The organism is Stratiformator vulcanicus, from assembly GCF_007744515.1.
GTDB classification, from domain to species: domain Bacteria; phylum Planctomycetota; class Planctomycetia; order Planctomycetales; family Planctomycetaceae; genus Stratiformator; species Stratiformator vulcanicus.
Genome location: NZ_CP036268.1, coordinates 906,445 through 927,850, shown reverse-complemented (window position 1 = coordinate 927,850; position 21,406 = coordinate 906,445). Strand labels below are relative to the sequence as shown.

Below are 21,406 nucleotides of genomic sequence, written 5' to 3'. Positions count from 1 at the left end.
GATGTCTACGCTTTACCTGCGTGAGAACGATGTCAACGAACTCGTCAGTGTCGGCGACGCGATCGACGTCCTCGAGACGGCATTTCGAGAGTTAGCCGCCGGCCGGGCTGACAACGTACCCCGACAGCGGGCCCGGTCAAAAGGTATTCGATTGCATTCCATGTCGGCGGCGGCGGAGTATCTCGGCGTCAGCGGTTGGAAGCAATATACGACCACAAGATCGGGAGCACAGTTCCTCGTTGGGCTCTACGACAATGCAAGCGGCCGATTGACGGCCTTAATCGAAGCCGATCGGCTCGGGCAATTAAGAACGGGGGCTGCTTCCGGCGTCGCCACCGAATTCATGGCCCGGCCGGACGCGACGTCGGTCGGACTATTCGGCGCCGGAACTCAGGCGGCAACGCAATTGGAAGCGGTCTGCGCGGTTCGTAAAATTAACCGAGTCAGCGTTTACAGCCGTACCGCCTCGACACGCAACGCGTTCGCCGAGCGGATGTCTGAGATATTAAACATCGCAGTCGAACCGGTCGTTCGGCCCGATTTGGCTGCGATGGATCACGACATTGTGATCACCGCAACGACCTCCGCATCACCGCTGTTCGATGGTCGATTGCTCAGCGACGGCGTGCATTTAAACCTGGTAGGGTCAAATTCGCTTCGTCGCACGGAAGTTGATGCCGCCACCGTCGAGCGGGCCGACATTCTTGTCTGCGATAGCATCGAAGCCTGCCGAGGCGAAGCGGGCGACTTCCGCGAGGCCCTTGAAGCGGGGGCGATCGAGTGGTCACGGATGAGTGAACTGTCCGACATCATCACGGGAAACGCGACGGGCCGAGCCCGCAGCGAAGACATTACGCTGTTTAAGTCGGTCGGACTGGCGATCGAGGATGTCGCCCTCGCCGCCGAAGTCTTGAAGCGGGCTGAAGCCCAAGGGCGTGGCACTGCTTTGCCAATTTGATTGGGAGTCCGCAGCTCGCGTCAAAATGCCAATTGGACCTGCGAACGAATCAGGACGCCGTCGTCGCCGGCGCGGAGATTCGGACCTCCGTTTTGAGCGGGGTTGTCGACGAGTTGGGTGACGTCGAACTGAAATTTTAAATCGTGCCCCCGGACATAATAATTGAGTCCGGCCGCGTAGGCGTAGGCCGACCCGAATTCGCCGTAGATCGCCGACATGCGAGCGACCGCTTCGAGCTTTTCAGGAATTAAGAAGTAACCGCCGCCGGCCATGAAACCATGCTGGAATAGTTCATTCATCGGCAGAGGGCCGTCTCCCTTAATATTTTCGATCCAGCGAAGGTAGTACTCTGCCCACAACCCAAGACCGCGGTACTTCCATGCGGCGTCCAGCGAGAGCAGGGCGACATCAAACTGCTCGACCTGCACCCCGGGTGCGAGGGCGCCGTCCTCGATCAACCGCGTGCCGTCGACGAGCCTGACGAAAATGAGCTCATTCGTCACAAGGTCGGGGTCGATGAATTCATCCTGGCTCGCATAAGCCGTTCCGAACCCGAGTCGCACGGCGGGGTCTTCGTGGTATTCCAAATCGCTGTAGTCGACGCCGTAGTCTTCGAGTGGTTCCCACCACATGGTGAACGAGGGCGCGAGCCGATCGTCTTCATTCGCCGGTGAGACGCGCGTTGTATTCAGACCGTTCGAGATCATCGCGAGATATCTCAGATCGTCGGTCAGCGCTCCGCGAGCCCAAACGCTGTCGCTGAAACTGGGGCGGAAGAATGTGGTGGCGACGGAGCGATCGGTAAATGGCATGAATTTACTACTGTCGAGCCACTCGCGACTGGCCGCAACTTTTTCTCGGCCGACACCGAAAATAAGCCAGGGCTCGTACTCATATTCGAACTTATAGATCAGGAAATCGAGCCGCGCCAGTTCATCCGTGTCGCCGTCAATCACGAAGTTATAGCTCAGCTTCGGATCGAAAAACGTGCCCTTGAATTGCAGACGTGCCCGCTCCATTTCGAAATCGTTGCGGGGGGGGCGATCAAATCGGTTGCCCCCATTGTCGACAAAGACCGGCTCACGAACGATCAGACCCGTGTGCCTCATTTGCAGCCGACCGTTGATGATCAGACTGAACGGCGGCGGATGCTTGGGGGAACGCAGAAAGAAGCCTCCGGCATAGCCGACTTCCCAATCCTCAATGGCTTCGGAAACCGTCCACGTCGACTGCTCGTGCGCAGCAGCAACCACGGTCGAATCGGTCGGTTCGTCGGCAAAGACGGAATGACTGAGCGAGATCGCCAGCGCGACCGACCCTATCGAGCGGAGAGACATTTTCACTGCGGGGGAAATGAAGTTGCGCGGAGGTGGAGAGAAGCGCGGCCGGTTGGTATCACATCTGAAAGATGCCGCCAATCCCGATCAGAGAAGCTCGTCCCGGAACGTGGTGGCAGCCGCTGCTCAAATCGCACTAATTCTGGACAATTGGAAATCATGATCGCGCCCGCCAAACCTGCCGAACCAGTCGTGGAAACCGCTCGCAATGTGCTGGGCGAGCCGCTGAAGACCTGTTCGACCGATCCCCTGACCGGCTTCTATCGCAACGGCTGCTGCGACACCGGGCCGGAAGACGCCGGACAGCACACGGTCTGCGCCGTCATGACGGACGAATTCCTCAAGTTCTCGCGTGATTGCGGCAACGATTTAATCACACCGCACCCGCAGTGGAACTTTCCGGGCCTCGTCGACGGCGATCATTGGTGTCTGTGCGTGCTGCGCTGGAAGGAGGCCTTCGAAGCGGGAATGGCCCCGCAGGTGGTCCTCGCCGCGACACACGAGAACGCCCTGCAGTTCGTCCGCCTCGAAGACCTCAAAGCGTTCGCAGTCGATTAAGCAACACAAGCCCGCAGCGCAAGCAAGGGATTTGACCGCTCACAGATTCAATTCCCAGGCGGGAACTGAACGCACATCGGATTCGGCAGCGGCACCGAACTGACCGCTTCCGAGAGTTCGCCGGCCTCCTCGTCGAACGGCAGCACTGTGACCGTATTCGAGCGTTGATTTGCAATCACGACAAATTTGCCGTCCGGCGTGACGTTGAAGTGCCGGGGGATCTCGCCGCCGGTCGGTTCCGCTTCCAGAAAGGTCAACGTGCCGTCATCGGCGTTAATCGCGAACGCCGCGATGCTATTGTGTCCCCGATTGGCAGCAAACACATATTGCCCTGTCGGATGGACACGCACCTCGGAACACGAATTGCCGCCTTCGTAATCCGCGGGCAACGTCGAGAGGGTTTGCAATTCTTTAAGAGTCGCATCTTCGGCATCGAACGCATACGCGGTCACCTTGGAAGTCATCTCATTGACGAGATACATGAACCGACCGTCCGGACTGAAGAAGTTATGTCGCGGACCCGACCCGGGGGCACTCGCCTTAATCGACGGGGGATCGGCGGGCGTTAATTCGCCGGTAGCCGGATCGAAGCGATAGACGAACAATCGATCGGCTCCGAGATCGGGAACGACGGCTATCGTTCCCGAAGGATCAAGCCGGATCGCGTGAGCGTGCGGTCCCGACTGGCGCTTCGGGTGGACGCTCGAACCTTCGTGCTGCACAAACGCCGTCTGCTTTGTCGGCGAACCGTCATCAGCAAGTGAAGCAACGAAAACGCTGCCGCTGCTGTAATGAGCAACCAGCGCGTGATCACCCCGCTTGCTGACTTCGACATAGCACGGGCCGATGCCGCCGGTGCGAATCGTGCCTCGCTTGGTAAGCATTCCGTCGGAGTCGATCCTAAAGCCGACGAGCTCGCCTTCGCGCCCAGAACCCCGCGGCGGCCTCGAGATCGAGATCAACGCATCCCCCTCCGGCGCGAAACCGAAGAAACCCGCCCCGGCGATTTCGGCCAACTTCTCCGGCGCCGATAGTTGCCCGTCATTATCAAGCATCATTCGATAAATGCCGGGCCCGTCATCGGCCTTGCCGATCGCACCGATGTAGACCGGCTGGTCGGCGAGAGCATATCCGGTCCCAAGAACGAGAGCGGTCGCGATCACAACCGAGAAAACAGGGCGACATACTTTTAATACGTTCTTCATCTTCATTCCCCTAATCCATGTATAGTAGCCGGCTGGTCATTCTACCGTCGGCAATGAGACTGACACAGCGAGGAACGAGCAAACGATGCAAGCGAAATGTCAACAGAATGACAGCCAAGGTCGCCACCGCTGGCCTGATCTGATCGGCATCGTGATCGCGACCTCGCTGCTGTTCGCCATCGGCGCACCGGCGATCTATCGGTCACAGAATTACGTCAAGACCATCAAATGCACGAATCAGCTTCGGCAGGTCGGGGTTGCTTTGCATGTGGTGAGTATTAACGACCCGAAGGAGCGATTCTGCACCGGAGCCTATGATTATCGACGTGACGGCTGCCCCGACGAGATCGGCTGGGTCTCTGACATCATGGATTTGGGGGCGTTTGAAGAGCCGGTCTTATGTCCGAATACCAAGAGTCGCGGCGGTGTGACCTTAAACGACTTAATCGGTGTGCAGGGTCAGCCCGTCGAGCCGCTGTTGCCCGAAGAGCAGTATGGCCAGCTCTCTGTTGGTCGCTGCGAGCCGTTCTTGCATGGGGGCGTCGATCCGGAATCGGCGAAAGATGACCTGCTGCCGCCCGGTAGTGCGGCCCGGCGAGACCACGTCGCCGACATATTAAAAGCAAATTACAACACGACCTACGTCCCGAGCTGGTTCCTGACGCGTTGGTCGATTCGGACCGATTACGATCGCGAGGGAAACTTAATTGTCTCGAAAGAGGGGCCCGTGACCGATCGCCGGGGCAGCACCGGCCCGGTACGGCGACGTGATTTGGAAACCAGCACTATTAGTTCCAATGCCACTCCCTGGGTATGCGATGGAAGTACGTCGGCAAAGAAAGACCGGCGTTTAATTGCTGATCTGAGCGAAACTTTGTCTGCCGGTGATCCGCTCAGTGCAACCCAGACCGGCGGTCCGGTTTACTGGAACGCCGATCGAAAGGTCTTCATCCCGCTCATGCCGGGAACAGTTCTGGTGCCGGCCAATCGAAAAGATGAAAAACTGAAGCCGTTCTGCCTGGACGAGTTGCCGGATGAAGAAAATCCGGGCGATGGCGGGATGGACCAAAAGCTGTGGCTGCAGGACACCCGCCAATGGGCCGCCGAGCACTACGGCGGCTCGGAGGCAAAGCAGGTCGGAGTGATCTTGATGGCCGACGGGAGCGCGAAGACCATCAGCGACGTCGATGGAGACGGTCGACTCAACCCGGGCTTTCAAGTCGGCGAAGAATCCAAATCGGGCTACGCGAGTGACACAGTTGAGCTCACGCTCAAAGTCGCCTGGTCCGGCCCGTGTATTCCTTCGAGCATCCCTTATAAAGGGACGTTCGAATGAATGCGCCGCATTACAATGTAAGACTGGCCTCGACGATGGTCGGAATCGGCGTCATCGCGTTGCTTGTCACCCTCGGGATTCCCGCGCTACAGGCGATGACGCATTCCGCCCGCGCGGTGGATTGCGAAAACAGGCTGAGAATGATCGCGGTTTCGCTGCATACGTTTTCCGTCAATGATCCGCGCGAGGCGTTTTGCTCCGGCGGATACGACTATCTCCGCGACGGCTGCCCCGATACATACGGCTGGGTCGCCGACTTTCAGGTACTTGAGCCGCTTCGAGAGAGTGAGGACCCTGCGAACCCGCTGTTGTGCCCGGAGTATCTCACATTCGGCTCAGCCACGTTAAACGATCTAATTGGCCGATCGGAGTCACCGACACAGCCATTGGTCGATGCCGGGACGTTCGCCGACCGAAACATCGGTTTGTGCGAAGGATTCGCTGCGGATACGGACGGTGACGGGAAAAGCGATATCGGACTGTTCGATCCCGGCAGTTCGGAGCGTATTGATCGCGTCGACAAGATGGTCGCCGCAGGTTACGAGACGAATTACGTCGCGAGTTGGTTTCTCACACGCAGCAAAATACGACACGACTGCGATGGCAACCACATTGCCGTGGTCCGGGAAGAGGGTCGTGTGACCGATCCGGCCGGTAGCTTCGGACCGATGCGGAGGCGCGATCTTGAGACGGGCTCGATTCCTTCCAATGCAATCCCATTCGCAGCCGACGGCGGCATCGCCCCCGGCGAAAGAGGGAGTTTGGTCAGCGACTTCGGCAATAATTTTCAACAAGGCGACCCGCTGGCGGAAACGCAGACGGGTGGTCCGATTGCCTGGGATCAGTCAAGCGGAACGTTTCTCACCCCTCAGCCGGGAATGATGCTGGTCGAGTCCGGGTTGGTAAGCGATCACAACCATGCACACTGTTTCACTCGAGACGAGCAAATCAATTATGACATCAAAACGATCACGCCTCCGACGAAACGCGAATGGCTGCAGGACACCCGGCAGTGGGGAACGCCTCATTCGAGCGGGCCGTTGGGGGCGACGTTCGCCTGCATCTTAATGGCCGACGGGAGAGTGAAGCGGGTTAACGACCTTAACGGCGACGGAGTACTCAATCCCGGCTTTCAGAACGTCGGCCCCGGCTCCGGTTATTCTGACTCGACCGTCGAACTCGCCCCCGCCATCGTCTGGTCGGGGCCGTTGATACCCAGCGTGAGGTTCATCGGGGGTGGATTTGAACGCGATGACTTTGAGTAATAACTCAATCGACGCTGCACAGTCGGGACATGCGTCGGGTTTGCCACTCACCCCTTATGATACTGAAAGCCCTTACGCCGTTTCTTGCTGTATTCGTTAAGCGCGTCTTCAATAACCGGGCGGGCGGCGGCGGCGGGTTGGATTTCGTCGACTTCGACCGCCTTGCCCTCCAGCATCTTATAGTCCTGAAAGAACCGTCGGACCATATTTAACCGGTGCGCGGGTAACTCGCCCGCCTCGGTACACCAGTTGTATTCGGGGTCGTCGGTCGCGACGGCGAGCACCTTATGGTCCTTCGCCCCGGCGTCGATCATGGTCATCAGGCCGATCGCGCGGGCATTCAGGATCGTCAGCGGATCGACCGGCTCTTTGCAAAGTACAAGCACGTCGAGCGGGTCGTCGTCTTCCGCCAACGTCTGCGGAATAAAGCCGTAGTTCGACGGGTAATAAACCGCCGAATAGAGCATCCGATCGAGCCGCAGCAGCCCCGTCTCTTTGTCGAGCTCATACTTCACGCTCGACCCCTGCGGGATCTCCACGATCGCCTGAAACTGCTCAGGCAACTGCTCACCGGGGGTTACGTCATGCCATGGATGCATTATGTCTCACTCGTTTCGTCCAGTGGGACCGACCCGAGTTTAATCGCGAACCGGCCAACGATGATTCAGAGTTTCGGCTTATGAACGGACCGAGTTGGTCGTCCACGTCGGCGAAGTCGTTCAATTTCACGCACTGACCAGCAGCGTCATGAAGTCGCTCAGGCTGCGGTTGAGGGTTGTGATGAAGCGGGCGGCGTCGGCTCCGTTGATGACGCGGTGGTCGTAGCTGAGGCTCAGTGGGAGCATCATCCGTTCGACCGGTTGGCCGTCCGCTAGTTTTAATTGCTTCTGGCCGCGGCTCATTCCGAGGATCGCGACCTCGGGGTGATTCACGATCGGCGTAAAGCTGGAGCCGCCGATGCCGCCGAGGTTGGTGATCGTGAAGGTGCCGCCCTGCATTTCGTTGATCGACAACTTGCGGTCACGGGCCCGTCCGGCGATTTCGGTCAGTTCCGCAGCGATATCGAGGATCGTCTTTTGGTCAGCATCACGGATCACCGGCACGACCAGACCGGCCTCGGTGTCGACCGCAATACCGATGTGTAAGTATTCCTTCACCACGATCTCGCCGGAGCCCAGATCGAGGCTCGAATTAAACTTCGGATGCTGCTTTAAAGCGGCGCAGCAGGCTTTGATCATGATGGCGGTCATCGTGATCTTGGGGCCGTTCTTGCCGGCCCCCGCCATAAAGCTCTTACGGGAGGCTTCGAGGTCGGTAATGTCGACCATGTCGTGCTGCGTGACATGGGGAATCGTCTGCCAACTGTAAGAGAGATTCGTGGCGGCGGTTCGCGCGAGCTTGTTCATCTTCTCGCGCGAGACGGACCCGAACTGCGTGAAGTCGGGCAGCGGGGGCGCGGCCATCAGTCCGACATCGGAACCGGTCGCCGTTGTCGTCAGATCGCCGCGGTGGATCGCCGGAGTGGCCGCACCGGTGGTTTGGCCCGACGCATAGGCTTCGAGGTCTTCTTTGGTAATTCGGCCGCCCCGAGCGGAGCCGGGGACGTCCTGCAGGTCGATTCCCATTTCACGGGCGAGCCGGCGAACACTCGGGGCCGCCGCAGCGGGCGGACGTTTGCCGTTGCTGTCGGTGAGTGTGAAGCGAGGCTCCGCCGACCCTTGGGCCGACGCGGGCTGCGGTGACGGTTCCGCCGACGCCGCCTTTTCCGAAGCAAGCTGTTCCGCAGCGGGCTTGGCCGATTCTGATTTTGCGGGCTCGGTTGAGGCCGATGCCCCCTCTTTGCTCGCTCCGGCCGTCTCTTCAATCGACATTAAGACCGCGCCGACTTCGACACTGTCACCGGTGGCGACGTGAATCTTGGCGATCGTCCCGGCGTGCGGGCACTCGACCGGGGCGACGGCCTTTTCGGTTTCGACCTCGCAAACGGTCTGCCCCTCCTCAACGGTGTCACCCTCCGAGACCATGATTTCGGAGATGTCCGCGGAGGTCACGCCTTCGGCGACTTCGGGGAGTTTAAATTCGATCATTGCTTGAACGAGTCAGGGGCGAGGAGGAAGGAGATAAAAGTTAAAATTCAGTGTGAGAAAAGCCCGAAGCGCGAGCGAGGGATTTCGCTCTTAAGACATCGCATTACCACGATGCCTTAATTTGGTTTCTCGTGCACGCGTGGTGTTCTCGATTAAATCCCTTGCTTGCGCTGCGGGCTTGTTTCGGGCCGCTAGGCCTTGATCGGGTCAATGGTTTCGGGGTTGATGCCGAAGTCTTTAAGAATGCCGGGAAGCTTCGACTTGTCGAAGTGGCCGTCCTCTGCGAGCGCGGCCAGAGTCGCGTAGACGATGCTTTCGGCGTCGACTTCAAAGTGTCGTCGCAGGTTGTCACGCGTTTCGCTGCGTCCGAACCCGTCGGTGCCGAGCGCAACGTAGCGGGTCGGAACCCACTCGCGAACCTGATCCTGCACGGCGCGAATGTTGTCACTGGCGGCAATGACCGGACCGTCGATGCCGTCGAGTTGGTTTTCGAGGAAGCTCTTGCGAGGCGACTTGTCGCTATTAAGCCGGTTCCAACGAGTGCAGGCGCGAGCCTCACGCTGCAATTCGTTGTAGCTGGTCACACTCCAGGCGTCGGTTCCGATCCCGAATTTCTCGGCGAGGATATCCTGAGCTTCCCGCACGCAATTCATAATCGGCCCGCTCCCGAACAATTGCGGCCTGACCGATGCCTTCGACTCTTTGCCTTCGAGCGTGCTGCTGAATTGATACATGCCCCGGAGGACGCCCTCGCGGATATGCCCGTCGTCATCTTCGGGCATCCGCGGCATCTCGTAGTTGTCGTTGTAGACGCTCAGGTAATAGAAGACCTGCTCGCCATCGGCGTACATCCGACGCAATCCGTCCTGAATGATGACGGTCAATTCGAAGGCGTAGGCGGGGTCGTAGGCGACAAGGTTGGGGATCGTCGACGCCATCAACTGGCTGTGCCCATCCTGGTGCTGTAAGCCTTCGCCGTTCAGGGATGTCCGGCCGCTCGTTCCGCCGACCAGAAAGCCTTTGGTGCGGCTGTCGCCGGCGAGCCAGCAAAGGTCGCCGACCCGCTGAAACCCGAACATCGAGTAATAAACATAGAAGGGGATCATGTTGTAGCCGAGGTTGGCGTAAGCCGTGCCCGCCGCAATGAAGGAGGACATCGCCCCGGCTTCATTAATCCCTTCTTCGAGCAACTGCCCGCTTTGCGATTCTTTATAGTACATCAATTGATTGCGATCGACCGGCTCGTAGAGCTGCCCGAACGGCGCATAGATGCCGACCTGCTTAAAGAGGCCTTCCATGCCGAAGGTGCGGGCCTCGTCGGGAATGATCGGCACGACGCGTTTGCCGATGTTCTTGTCCCGCATGAGCAAAGCGATGATCTGCCCGAAGACAAATGTGGTGCTGGCGGACTGGCCTTCGCGGGTGCCTTCAAGGTATTTCGAGAAGACATCCAACGCCGGAATCTGCAGGCTCTCATCGGTCGGTCGTCGCGCTGGGACGAAGCCGCCGAGTTCTTTTCGCCGCGAGTGGAGATATTCGTATTCGGGTGATCCGTTCTCCGGCCGCAAGAAGGGCGGTTTTTCCTGAAGCTCTTCGTCGGTGAAATTCAGACTGAACCGCGAGCGAAACGCCTTTAATTCGTCCGGAGTCATCTTCTTGGCGTTGTGGGCGACGTTCTTGCCTTCACCCGCGCTGCCGAGTCCCCAGCCCTTAATTGTTTTCGCCAACACGACGGTCGGCTTGCCGTTTCGATCGGTCGCCTTCTTATAAGCGGCGTAAACCTTGCGCTGCGAATGGCCTCCGCGACGCAGGTCGTCGATTTCTTCATCGCTGAAGTGGCCGAGGATGCGGTGCAGGTCTTCGTCATCCCCGCAAATCTGCGCACGGTTCTCAGCGCCCGACTCAATGCTGAGACGCTGGTACTCACCGTCGACCATCTCTCCGAGGCGTTTGACGAGTTTGCCCTGTTCGTCTTTCTCGAAGACCTTATCCCAGGTGCTGCCCCAGACGACTTTGAGCACGTTCCAGCCCGCGCCGCGGAAGATGCCTTCCATCTCCTGGATAATTTTGGCGTTGCCGCGGACCGGTCCATCGAGCCGCTGCAGGTTGCAGTTGATGACCCAGATGAGATTGTCGAGCTTTTCGCGAGCGGGCAGGGTGATCGCCCCAAGGCTCTCCGGCTCGTCCATTTCGCCATCGCCGAGGAAGCACCAGACGTTCGATTTATCGGTCTCCATCACTCCGCGATTCTTGAGGTATCGCAAAAAGCGTGCGTGATAGATCGACGTGATCGGCCCGAGACCCATGCTGACCGTGGGGAACTGCCAGAATTCCGGCATTAGCCACGGGTGCGGATAGGAGGACAGGCCGCTGCCGCGTGGCAATTCGCGGCGGAAATTCTCCAGGTGCGACTCTTCCAACCGCCCTTCGATAAAGGCGCGGGCATACATTCCGGGCGAGGCGTGCCCTTGGAAGTAGACCATGTCGCCGGTGTGGTCGTCGGTCCGGGCGTGGAAGAAATGGTTGAAGCCGACTTCGTAGAGCGTACAGGAGCTCGCGTAGGTTGAGATGTGCCCGCCGATGCCGTCTTCGTGCTTGTTGGCCCGCACGACCATCACGGCGGCATTCCAGCGGATCAGCCGCCGAATCTTCTGTTCCAATTCCATGTCACCCGGGTATTCGGGCTGTTGCGACAGGGGAATCGTATTCTGGTACGGCGTGGTAGCGGAAAACGGCAACACGACGCCACGCCGGGCCGCCCGCTCCTCCAACTGCTCAAGCAAATGGCCGGCTTCTTCCGGCCCGTAGCGATACAGGATATCTTCGAGCGATTCGTACCAATCCTGGAGCTCCAATTCGTCGATGCCGGAGGCGGGCTCGGCGACGGTCTCATTCGACATGCGGTCTGTTCCGTACAATGGCTATACTGAGGCCGTGTCGCCGCTTCGTCCTGCCGAACGAAAACTGACACCGGCACGATGGCGAGAGGCTAACCTGTCTGACGGACCGACGCACGCGAAAGCGACATTTCAACGTCGCCCGATGCTCGGTCCATCACGATTGAGCCAGAGATTGTACCAGCCGCATTCAGGCACACCAACCTTGGTGGCGAATGACGAGCCCGGTTCGAAAGACGCGAAGTGTCGATCACGCAACAAGCCGCGCACGAAGTAAGCGGATCGACGCAATAGATCCGTTTACTTCGTGCGCGGCTTGTAAGTATGTCTTCGAGAGCCGACGCTACGGTTGGACGGTAATCACCGAGCCGTCGCTGAGCATATCGAACAGCTCGGCAGCATCTTCATTTCGCAGCCGAATGGTGCCAGGACCGCTCGGCCGACCCACGAGATTCGCATCATTCGTCCCGTGGATCGAGACGGAGGATAGGCGGCCCGTAGCGTCGGTCAGCTTGATCCGAAACCCGCCGAGCGGATTGGCGGCCGATCCACCGGCCACCATCGTTCCGTCAGGCCCGCGGTAGTCAGGATTGATCACCCGTCCGGCCACAAGGTAGCGGCCCGAGGGAATCGGGGCATCCTGTCCGAAACCGGTCGGGTAACGGCGCACGTATTGACGCTCCTTGCCTAAGTGCAAAGTCAGCACGAAATCGGATTGATCGATCGTTGCGCCAAACGGCCCGGTCACGACCTTCAGTTTCGTGCCCGGGGTCAGCTTGAACGAATTGAGTCGATTGAGTCGAGCCAGATACTGCCACGAAACGTCATATTTGCGGGCAATTTGCTCGATCGACTCGCCGGCTTTGACCACGTGGTCCGCTTGATAGCGATCGCTGAGCCGAAAGAACAACTTTGCGGCAGTCCGATCGATTTTCTCAAGCAACTCTCCCGAAGGCCGTTCGGACCCCCAGAGAGCTCGACTGAACAGGCGATTGGCGTCGCGAAGATTCCCCTCAGCCAATTTCGCATCGGCGATTTGCAACCACTGGCTCAGTTGCCGCGGCGAGGCAAGCTGTTCCGAACTGAAGTCTTCATCGGTCCGCCCCAAGTTTGCCGAGGTCGTCGGCGGAAGCACATGCTGGTCGTCAGGGTGAAACGATTTGATTGCGAACGCGTCGGTTGCCCCTTTCTGAGCAGGCCAGCCATCATCGACGCCTTCGTTCCGTACAGAAGAGGCCGGAATCACCGCGCCGGCTTGAGACCTCACGGCACGGTCCGGGCCATCGATTTCGGCGGTCCGGGCCGGTTCGGTCGGCGGCCACTGCGGCGGCACGCGCTGCGGCAATGCCGCAACCTGATCGCGCAGATTTAATTCTTCCGGAAATCGTGGCTCAGCCTGCTGGGGCGGTTCACTCTGCTCGAACACGGCGAGGTCGACATCGGAATTTTGGTTGTTGTTAGTCGCCTCGTGAGCAGACTCGTCGAAGTCGTTGTTCACCAGCGTACCGGGAACGTCGAGCTCGCTTTCCGGCAGCAAGTCTTCAACGGCTTCGGTTCCCTCACCATTGAGGTCGGTGACTTCGATGGCATGCTCCGGATTCCAGCCGGTCGGCCACATTTCGAAGTGCCACATCGTCAAGCCGCCGAACGCCAATAAGGCGACGGTCCAGATAAAGGCATCGTACGGTCGATCGCTGCGAAGGCGGGAAGCCATGGGATTTTCCCTGAGATGAAATGGAAGCGCGCGAACGCTAGCAAACCTCGGGGAAGGTGCCTACACCAATTTCCCGCACCGGGGTTGACACGCGCTTCGCCTCGGAGGGCACGTGAGAGACCGGCCCGTCACGATGATCGGACGATGCGATTTCCCGGGAGCCGGCGGACCAGCCGCTTCATCTCCAGCATCGTCAGCGTTGCCAAGGTCCGCCCCGGTTCGATTGCCGCCCTCTCCAGAACAAGGTCGACCGCCTCCGGCTGCGCCGCGACGGCATCGAGCACCTGCCGCTCCTGATCGGTCAGCAGTAACTCGGCCGGACTGGCGACGGTACGCTCTTCGGAAGGCTCATCTCGATCGTTCTTCTTCGGCCGGCGGCCCCGTTCGGTAACGGGAACGCGAATCGACTCGCGGAGCGGCCCCAGCGCTTCGAGCACGTCATCAACGCCGCGGATCAACGTCGCTCCGTCGCGGATCAGATCGTGACAGCCCTCGCTCGCTCCGCTGTCGATCGGGCCGGGGATCGCAAAAACCTCCCGATTTTGTTCCACCGCGTGACGGGCCGTGTGCAGCGCCCCGCTTTTCCGGGAAGCCTCTGTCAGGATCACGCCGAGCGACAATCCGCTGATGATGCGATTCCGCTGTGGAAACAGCCCGGCGAGCGGTTTCTGATCAAGACGAAATTCCGTCACAATCGCACCGTTCGCGGTGATCTCATCGGACAGATCCGCATGTTCCGGCGGATAGACCGTTTCCATCCCGGTCGCGGTCACGGCGATCGTGCGTCCGCCCGCATTCAGCGCGGCACGATGGGCATGGCCGTCGATACCGCGGGCCAGACCGCTGACGACCGTCACCGCGGCCCGGGCGAGTCCGCCAGCGATCTTCTCCGTCTGCCGCTGTCCGTAATAGGTGCAGCCCCGTGACCCGACGATCGCCAGCGCGAGCTGGTCCTGCGGCAACAGTTCTCCCCGCACATACAGCACCGGCGGAGCATCGGGCAGTTCCGAAAGCATCGCAGGGTATTCGTCGGTCCCCTTCAGGATCAATTTCACACCGAGTTCATCGCACCGGCGAAGTTCCCGCTCCGGCTCGTCCGACTGGGCAGCCGCCGTGATCGCATCCGCCAGCTTCGGCCCGATCCCCGGCAGTTCCAACAACTCCGACCGCTGCGCCGCAAAGATGCGATCGACCGCCCCGAAAGCGTCGATCAAAGTCTGCCTGATCCGCGGCCCCACGCCGGGCGTCAGCGTCAATCGCAGGGCGGCGATGAGGGCGGGGTCAGGCATTGAGGAATCACTTACTTTGCCAAGCGACGGAGGGTTTCACCGAACCGCGCGTCGATGTCTAAGAGAATCCGTCGAAGTCTTTGTTCCCGTGATTCATGTTTGGAATCCTCACGGCACTTAGTTTTCGACTTGTCGCGAGAACGCCCTTCTGGTTGCTCCCTCATCAGGATTCCCATCATCTTCGAGCGTGTCAGGCGAGGCGAGCAAAAGTATCTCCGAATTGCTCATTGATCGCCTCAATGGCAGCGTTGCGTTCCGTGTCCGTCAGGCCGACTCGAAACGGCACCACACGCAACTCGCCATACGTGAGTTCCACGTCGAGCACGGTCTCACCATCGAGCTGCGCTTTTGCCACGAGTTCGTCGTCGAGCGGCAGCACCCAGCCCGCGTCTGTTTTTAGCAATTTGGTCGTCACGAAAACATGCTCCGGTTTGCCTCGGTCAGTCCGTCAGATATTCGACACCACAATGTACCAGAAGGCTCACGCCTTCCGCTCGCCGGGTGTTATGCAATTTCCGCCAGAATGCCTCGCACATCCTCTTCTTCACAGTCATCGAACAGCCCGACTTCGCCCATTTTCTTCGGCAGAATGAAGCGAATTTTCCCCCCGGAGTTCTTCTTATCGAGCTTCATCCGCTCGATCACCTCATCGCTGTCAAAGGCGAGCCGGGAGCGTAAGCGACCGGAGCTCACCTCTTCGTCCCCGAGAGACGCAGGCAGCCCGAACGCACACAGCAGTTCGATTTGCCGAGTTGTCGTTTGGGCATCGATCAACCCGCGCAGCTCGGCCAGCCGGCTCGCGCAGATCATCCCGATGGCGACCGCTTCGCCATGTGACAACTCGCCGTAACCGGCGAGCGCCTCGAAGGCGTGAGCGAACGTGTGCCCGTAATTCAGGATCGCCCGCAGGCCGGTCGTCTCGCGCTCGTCCTCCTTCACGACATAGGCTTTCAGCTCGCAACTCCGAGCGACGACGTGCTCCAATGCGGCGGGATCACGAGCGTTAATCGGGGCGACGTTTTGCTCCAGCCAATCGAAGAACTCGGCGTCGAGGATCACGCCATATTTGACCACCTCGGCGAGGCCGCCGCGGTAATCGCGATCGGGCAGGGTGCTGAGCACATCTGTGTCGACAATCACCCCCACCGGCTGATGGAACGCTCCGATCAGATTTTTGCCTTTGGGGTGATTGATGCCGGTCTTGCCGCCGACGCTGCTGTCGACCATCGCGAGCAGCGACGTCGGCACCTGCACGAAGGGCATCCCACGATTGTATGAGGCCGCCGCAAAGCCTGAGAGATCGCCAACCACTCCGCCGCCGACCGCGATGACCAAAGACTTCCGATCGGCCTTCAGATCGACCAGGGCATCATAAATGGCCGACAGTTGCTCCATGCTCTTGGAGCGTTCCCCCGCGGGAACGGCATGGACCGCGACATTGCGTCGTTCTTTCGCGAGTGCCTGAGCAACCGACTCAGCGTGCGAGTCGCGCAGGTTTTCATCGGTCACAACAATGACCGTCCGCGGTACGTCAAACTCCAACCGCTCCGCGGCGTCTTCAAATTGCGACAGCAGACCGGGGCCAATGGCGATGCCGTAGGAACGCTCGGCGAGAGAAACGGAAACGATCATCAATGGCTTCGAATAATGAGAGGTTTGCGAGATCGATGTTGTACACGATGGGTTGGTCATAAAATAATTCAGTGTGAAACTTGTCGAACCCACGAGGGAAAATTATGGCGTCAATCCAGGTTGAGGGCGACTTGCTGGACCGCATGAACCGCGAGACGGAGCCGATCGAATTACGTGACGAGACTGGCCGGGTCATCGGCATGTTCATCCCAGGCTCTGCAGGTGTCACCCAGATCGGAACCAGCGAAGTACCTGAAGAAACATGGCGGGAGGTCGATCGGCGAAAATCTTCGGGGAGTTCCACTACTCCGGCGGAGGTCGTGCTTGAGCGATTGCGGACCGGCTACTATGAGCAGGAAACTGGACGGTGAAATATACTGTTACGTTTTCGGACGAGGCGGAGGCGGACCTTGCACTGATCTGGCTTTCCGCCCCCGACCGCGATTCCGTTACGAACGCGACATCGCTGCTCGACGCGCTCCTGAGGCATGACGCTCATGAAAAAGGGCGACGCCGCAATGCGGAATCAAATGAGCGAGCGATCGATGTGCTCCCGATCCAATGCGTGTTTTCAGCTTCTCCGGTCGATCGCTTAGTGACGGTGCTTCACATTCGGCACGTCGGCGGTGACACCTAAGCCCTGCTCTTCGCTCACCCCCTCAGCCCGCTCGCAAAAGCGCTCCCTCTCGGTCGCGGCTCAACGGCCCCCTGTGTATCGTCTCTCCACTCTTGCCCCTCGACTCTCGACTCAACACGCCCATGCCCGAGACGATCCACGCCGACCTGTACGATTACCCCAAGTATTATGACATCATATTCGGCAGCGATTGGGCCGCGGAGGTGAAGTTCCTGCGGGCGGCATTCGAGAAGCACGGCCGGAAGAACACGTCAAAACTGTTCGAGCCCGCCTGCGGTACTGGTCGGCTCATGTATCAGCTCGCGAAAAAAGAGTTCGAGGTCTCCGGCTGCGACCTCAACGAGAAGGCCGTCGAATACTGCAACAAACGCCTCAAGCGGCACGGCTTCCCCGAGAGCGCATTCGTCGGGGACATGGCCGACTTCAAGCTGCCGAAGAAGGTCGACGCGGCGTTCAACACGATCAACTCGTTCCGCCATCTGCCCGATGAAAAATCAGCCGTCGCGCATTTGAAGTGCATCGCCAATCATCTGCTCAAAGGCGGCATCTACGTCCTCGGCCTGCATCTGACGCCCACCGAAGGTGAGTGGGAAGGCGAAGAAGAGTGGCAAGCCCGCCGGGGCAATCTGTCGGTCATCAGCCAACTGCGGACGACCGGCTACGACGCGAAGAAGCGGATGGAGAACCTGCACATGCTGTTCGACATCCGCACGCTGCAGGAACACTTTCGCATCGAGGACACGATGCACTACCGGACTTACACGTGGAAGCAGATGCAGTCACTCTTCAAGAAGATTCCGGAATTCGAGACGGTCGAGACCTATGATTTTTGCTACGACATCGACGACCCGATCGAGGTCGATGAAATGACCGAGGATGTCGTCTATATTTTAAAGCGGACATAAGGCCCGGCCGCCGCAGCCGGGGAAACCGACGATCGTAGCCCCCCGATTTCGCGGAGCAGACCACAGCGATGGCGTTCTCGCCCAAGCGTGTTTACGAGATGGAACTGTCGCATCTCGGCGAGTTGGTGCCGCGTCGGTCGGACGATCAACGACTGCGAGTCGGCGTGCTCGATCCTCCGCTGCCGGCTTTGAACCGCTTTCTGTTCACGCTGATCGGGGCCGACTACGGGTGGTCCCACCGCGAACATTGGCGACGGAAGCAGTGGGAGTCGTTCGCCGCCAGCGACGAAATTACGGCGCTCGTCGGAACGGTCGGCCACACACCGATCGCCTACGCGGAACTCGAAGCGCAAACGGACGACAGCCTGCGAATTCTGACGCTCGGACTGGTGCCCGAATTCATCGGGCGAGGCTACGGCGGCACGTTTCTGACCGACGTTGTCGAATATGCGTTCTCCACCAACCCACAGCGGTTGTGGCTCACGACATGCGACCGCGATCATCCCCATGCGCTTTCGAACTATCAGGCGCGGGGTTTTCGCATCATCGGCGAAATGACCGGCCCGCCGAACCCGAAAGCAAAATCCTTCTGGGACTGGAAGTGATTGCTTCGCAAACAGTCGCGAGTTGAGAGATCAGCAGCTCTCGACTCTTAACTCTCAACTTTCAATCCCCAGCATCACGCAGCTCAGGCCGCTGCCGATACCGAGCAGGGCGACGGTGTCTCCCTTGGCGATGTGTCCCTTCTCGATCGCCAGCGACCACGCCGTCGGCAGCGCGACGGCGCCGGTGTTGCCGAGGAACTGGACGGTCGGAAAATCTTTCTCCTGCTCAAGTCCGATCCCTTCCAGCAACAACTTCCGGTGAGCTCGGCCGACCTGATGAGTGATGACTTTGCGAATATCGCCCCGCGTCCAACTGAACTCGCGGGTGAAATCGGCCCAGGTCTCTTTCGCCAGTCCGACGCCGGCATGGAGCAGGGCTTCGGAATCGGTAGCCATCCGCGGGCGGTCATCGCCGTGGGTCGTCGCGGCGACGTCTCCGGCACAAAGCTGATGGTGGCTCGTATCGGCCCGCATCACGCCGCCGAGCAGCCGCGATGCGTCGGCTTTCAGATCGTCTCGACACAGCACGATCGCCGCCGAACCGGAACCGATCGTCAGCGAGGCGAAGGCCTGTTTGACATCCGCGCGGGTGACCGATTCGTCGCGGTTGAGTGAGTCGATCGTGCCTTCGACGAGTCCGCGACCCGTCTCGGTCCCCACGACGACCGCCGCGTCGATATGTCCGAGCTCAATGCGGTCGGCGGCGACCAGCATCCCATTCAGTAATCCCAGACAAGCGTTGCTGACATCGATCGCCGACGCGGCGGCGGGCAGTCCGGCCGCATGGTGAACCCCGCAAGCGGTTGCCGGTTCCATTTGATCGCGGCAGACCGACCCGTGAATCAACATCCCGATGAGGGCCGGATCGATGCCCGATTGCTCAATCGCGAGGCGTGCCGTTTGCCCGCTGATGCCGCCCGGCTTAGTCCCGGGAGGAAAAAATCGGCGCTCGCCGATGCCGGACATCAACTCCAAACGACCGGCGGGTAACCCCAGTCGTTCGTAGAGAGGAAGTAGCCGCGCTTCGATCTCGTCACTGGTGACGACTTCTTGTGGCAGCACGTGCGCCACGGAAGCGATTCGGACGCGGCGATACTGCATGGGGGAGAACGTGGGGGGCAGTTTGAGCGGGAGTGACCGCCCCGAATGGATAATTCACTCGACAGAATTTCGACGGCAATGCGTCGCAATTCAGCCGTTATTGGACGTCGCAACCGCCCCGAGACGGGCTTCGAGATCAGCAACTTCCTGCAAACGCTGCTCGCGACCCGCCGACGCATCTTCGTACGGATCGATCAATTCCATCGAAATCGAGCTTCGCATAAAGCGCAAGCCGCGGATCAACAAGTCGCGTTGTTCAGTCGTCAGTCCGACCGTGTGTTGTTCGCTCATCGTTCCGTTCATCGACGCAAGTGCCCCTGATTATTGCCTTTGCCTCGGCTTCCTTCCGCCCGACCGGCCGGTAACCGGGGGTCGGACCTCAACATCCCTGACGCCGTCTGCAACGATCAAACCGACCCGTCTGATAGGTCGAAAACCACGTCGGACGAGTCCAACGCTCCGATATGCTACCCCCGAATCGGGGTTGACTCAACAATTTGCTCCCCTCAATTTCAGATTCGGCCCGGATCGCCGTCCGGGCTTCCGATCAGGAGAAGTACGCAAACATTCGCGCGCGAACCTATTTTCCGGGTCATTGTTATCAATAAACAAGCCCGCAGCGCCAGCAAGGGACCACATCACAAGCTCTCCTACTTGAATGTGCGCCCCGTCGAACGCTCCCCCAATCTCAAGTCGACGACGCCTGCCCGTTCGAACCGGCTTCGCCGTTTGTCTCTTCATGTGCCCGCAAGTTTCCGTCGCGATAGGCCTGACCCATCGCTTTGGGAATTTCCGCCTCTTCGGCCACGACCTTCGCCCGGTTCTCTTGGGTGCGGGCTTTCATCACCTGTTCCTCGGCGACGGCCCGGGCCCGGCGTTCTTCCGCTTTGGCCCGTGCGATCCGGACGTCCGCCTCGGCCTGATCGGCCTGCAGACGGGCCCCGACGTTCGCTCCCACGTCGATGTCGGCGATGTCGATCGAGACAATTTCGTAAGCGGTCTGTGAATCGAGCCCCTTCTTGAGCACCGTTTGGGCAATCAGAGTCGGGTTCGCCAGGACCGATTTGTGGCTCGCCGATGAGCCGATCGCCGAGACGATGCCCTCACCAACTCGAGCGATGACCGTTTCCTCCGTCGCCCCGCCGATGAGCTGTCTCAGGTTCGTCCGCACCGTCACGCGGGCCCGGGCCTTGAGCTGAATTCCGTCTTTGGCGACGCCATCGAGCGTATTGCGGCCGTGGCGGCGGCTGTCGGGGCAATCGATAACTTTGGGGTCAACGCTCGTCTGGACCGCCTCGAGCACGTTCCGCCCCGCGAGGTCGATCGCCGTGGCCGTCTCCCAGTTCAAATCGAGCTGAGCCCGCTGCGCGGCGATCAAAGCCCGCACGACATTGCGAATGTTACCGCCAGCCAGATAGTGAGCTTCGAGCTGGTCGGTGGAAATTGAGGCGAGGCCCGACTGCACCGTCATGATCTTCGCATCGACGATCGTGACCGGATTGACCTTCCGCAGTGACATGAAGACGAGCGACCACGGGCTGATGCCCGCTTTGGTCACAAATCCACGTAGCCACAACTTGGCGTACCGCGCGAACAGCACGAAAAAGATGAACGCCAGCAGCACCGCAACGGCGATCACCGCAATAATGATCACAGCCGTGATATTGCCGCCGGGTTGTGCAAACAGGGGAAGGACGGGCATCACTTCTCTCGGTCGTAGGACTCTGTCGAAATCAGGACTCTGTCAAATACGCTTCGCCGATCAAATCGGCACGCTCGCCGGTTCCGCATAGCAGACGCGAGAGGCAATCACCTGTCAACCGGCGGCGGCTTTAAGGAGGCCAGGGGCGAGAGGTCAGGGGTGAGTGTCGAGCAAAGCA

At 59.7% G+C, this 21,406-nt stretch carries 20 protein-coding genes; 8 read left to right on the top strand and 12 right to left on the bottom strand.

What is annotated here, in order from left to right; genetic code table 11:
• The first annotated feature begins 1 nt into the window (after position 1).
• Complete coding sequence (locus Pan189_RS03435) at positions 2-958, top strand: ornithine cyclodeaminase family protein (RefSeq protein ID WP_145362566.1); 957 nt, start codon at positions 2-4, stop codon at positions 956-958.
• A 20-nt stretch (positions 959-978) separates the two neighbouring features.
• On the opposite strand, the gene Pan189_RS03430 is transcribed toward Pan189_RS03435, so the two are convergent.
• Positions 979-2,295: a porin gene (locus Pan189_RS03430; protein WP_145362565.1), complete on the bottom strand. Its 1,317-nt coding sequence runs from the start codon at positions 2,293-2,295 to the stop codon at positions 979-981.
• Between the two features lie 159 nt (positions 2,296-2,454).
• Here Pan189_RS03430 and Pan189_RS03425 point away from each other — a divergent pair, with 159 nt between their 5' ends.
• A complete protein-coding gene (locus tag Pan189_RS03425) occupies positions 2,455-2,853 on the top strand; it encodes a DUF2237 family protein (protein WP_145362564.1) in 399 nt (132 codons plus the stop codon).
• Positions 2,854-2,900: 47 nt separating this feature from the next.
• Here Pan189_RS03425 and Pan189_RS03420 read toward each other — a convergent pair whose 3' ends face one another.
• On the bottom strand, positions 2,901-4,064 hold the full coding sequence (locus Pan189_RS03420) for a lactonase family protein (RefSeq protein ID WP_145362563.1): 1,164 nt from the start codon (positions 4,062-4,064) through the stop codon (positions 2,901-2,903).
• Positions 4,065-4,143: 79 nt separating this feature from the next.
• Here Pan189_RS03420 and Pan189_RS03415 point away from each other — a divergent pair, with 79 nt between their 5' ends.
• Both Pan189_RS03415 and Pan189_RS03410 read left to right on the top strand, forming a co-directional pair.
• On the top strand, positions 4,144-5,394 hold the full coding sequence (locus tag Pan189_RS03415; RefSeq protein ID WP_145362562.1) for a hypothetical protein: 1,251 nt from the start codon (positions 4,144-4,146) through the stop codon (positions 5,392-5,394).
• Positions 5,391-6,659, top strand: coding sequence for a DUF1559 domain-containing protein (locus tag Pan189_RS03410; protein ID WP_145362561.1), 1,269 nt, complete (start codon positions 5,391-5,393; stop codon positions 6,657-6,659). The genes Pan189_RS03415 and Pan189_RS03410 overlap by 4 nt, the downstream gene beginning before the upstream one ends.
• 47 nt (positions 6,660-6,706) lie before the next feature.
• Here the strand turns inward: Pan189_RS03410 and Pan189_RS03405 are convergent, their stop codons facing one another.
• The 7 genes from Pan189_RS03405 to aroB form a co-directional block, all read right to left on the bottom strand.
• Positions 6,707-7,261: an inorganic diphosphatase gene (locus Pan189_RS03405; protein ID WP_145362560.1), complete on the bottom strand. Its 555-nt coding sequence runs from the start codon at positions 7,259-7,261 to the stop codon at positions 6,707-6,709.
• 123 nt (positions 7,262-7,384) lie between these two features.
• Positions 7,385-8,746 carry a 2-oxo acid dehydrogenase subunit E2 gene (locus Pan189_RS03400; RefSeq protein ID WP_145362559.1) on the bottom strand — a complete coding sequence of 454 codons (1,362 nt, stop codon included), beginning with the start codon at positions 8,744-8,746 and terminating at the stop codon, positions 7,385-7,387.
• A gap of 191 nt (positions 8,747-8,937) precedes the next feature.
• Complete coding sequence (aceE, locus tag Pan189_RS03395) at positions 8,938-11,646, bottom strand: pyruvate dehydrogenase (acetyl-transferring), homodimeric type (RefSeq protein ID WP_145362558.1); 2,709 nt, start codon at positions 11,644-11,646, stop codon at positions 8,938-8,940.
• Between the two features lie 340 nt (positions 11,647-11,986).
• Entirely contained in the window at positions 11,987-13,357 is a 1,371-nt protein-coding gene (locus tag Pan189_RS03390; protein ID WP_145362557.1) for a L,D-transpeptidase family protein, read from the bottom strand.
• A gap of 128 nt (positions 13,358-13,485) precedes the next feature.
• Positions 13,486-14,646, bottom strand: a complete 1,161-nt coding sequence (dprA, locus tag Pan189_RS03385; RefSeq protein ID WP_145362556.1) for a DNA-processing protein DprA — start codon at positions 14,644-14,646, stop codon at positions 13,486-13,488.
• Positions 14,647-14,836: 190 nt separating this feature from the next.
• Positions 14,837-15,061, bottom strand: a complete 225-nt coding sequence (locus Pan189_RS03380) for a hypothetical protein (RefSeq protein ID WP_145362555.1) — start codon at positions 15,059-15,061, stop codon at positions 14,837-14,839.
• Positions 15,062-15,150: 89 nt separating this feature from the next.
• Positions 15,151-16,278: a 3-dehydroquinate synthase gene (gene aroB, locus Pan189_RS03375; RefSeq protein ID WP_310821029.1), complete on the bottom strand. Its 1,128-nt coding sequence runs from the start codon at positions 16,276-16,278 to the stop codon at positions 15,151-15,153.
• Between the two features lie 104 nt (positions 16,279-16,382).
• On the opposite strand from aroB, the gene Pan189_RS03370 reads away from it, so the two are divergent.
• The 4 genes from Pan189_RS03370 (at position 16,383) to Pan189_RS03355 (ending at position 18,425) form a co-directional block, all read left to right on the top strand.
• Entirely contained in the window at positions 16,383-16,649 is a 267-nt protein-coding gene (locus tag Pan189_RS03370; RefSeq protein WP_145362553.1) for a hypothetical protein, read from the top strand.
• The gene (locus Pan189_RS03365) at positions 16,646-16,915 is read left to right on the top strand and encodes a hypothetical protein (RefSeq protein ID WP_145362552.1); all 270 of its coding nucleotides are present in this window, start codon (positions 16,646-16,648) and stop codon (positions 16,913-16,915) included. The genes Pan189_RS03370 and Pan189_RS03365 overlap by 4 nt, the downstream gene beginning before the upstream one ends.
• Before the next feature lie 122 nt (positions 16,916-17,037).
• Positions 17,038-17,820: a class I SAM-dependent methyltransferase gene (locus tag Pan189_RS03360; RefSeq protein ID WP_145362551.1), complete on the top strand. Its 783-nt coding sequence runs from the start codon at positions 17,038-17,040 to the stop codon at positions 17,818-17,820.
• 68 nt (positions 17,821-17,888) lie between these two features.
• Entirely contained in the window at positions 17,889-18,425 is a 537-nt protein-coding gene (locus Pan189_RS03355; protein WP_145362550.1) for a GNAT family N-acetyltransferase, read from the top strand.
• 54 nt (positions 18,426-18,479) lie between these two features.
• Here Pan189_RS03355 and Pan189_RS03350 read toward each other — a convergent pair whose 3' ends face one another.
• The 3 genes from Pan189_RS03350 to floA form a co-directional block, all read right to left on the bottom strand.
• On the bottom strand, positions 18,480-19,526 hold the full coding sequence (locus Pan189_RS03350) for a 3-oxoacyl-ACP synthase III (RefSeq protein WP_145362549.1): 1,047 nt from the start codon (positions 19,524-19,526) through the stop codon (positions 18,480-18,482).
• A 90-nt stretch (positions 19,527-19,616) separates the two neighbouring features.
• Complete coding sequence (locus Pan189_RS03345) at positions 19,617-19,817, bottom strand: hypothetical protein (RefSeq protein WP_145362548.1); 201 nt, start codon at positions 19,815-19,817, stop codon at positions 19,617-19,619.
• A 397-nt stretch (positions 19,818-20,214) separates the two neighbouring features.
• Positions 20,215-21,228, bottom strand: a complete 1,014-nt coding sequence (floA, locus tag Pan189_RS03340; RefSeq protein ID WP_145362547.1) for a flotillin-like protein FloA — start codon at positions 21,226-21,228, stop codon at positions 20,215-20,217.
• Positions 21,229-21,406: the final 178 nt, after the last annotated feature.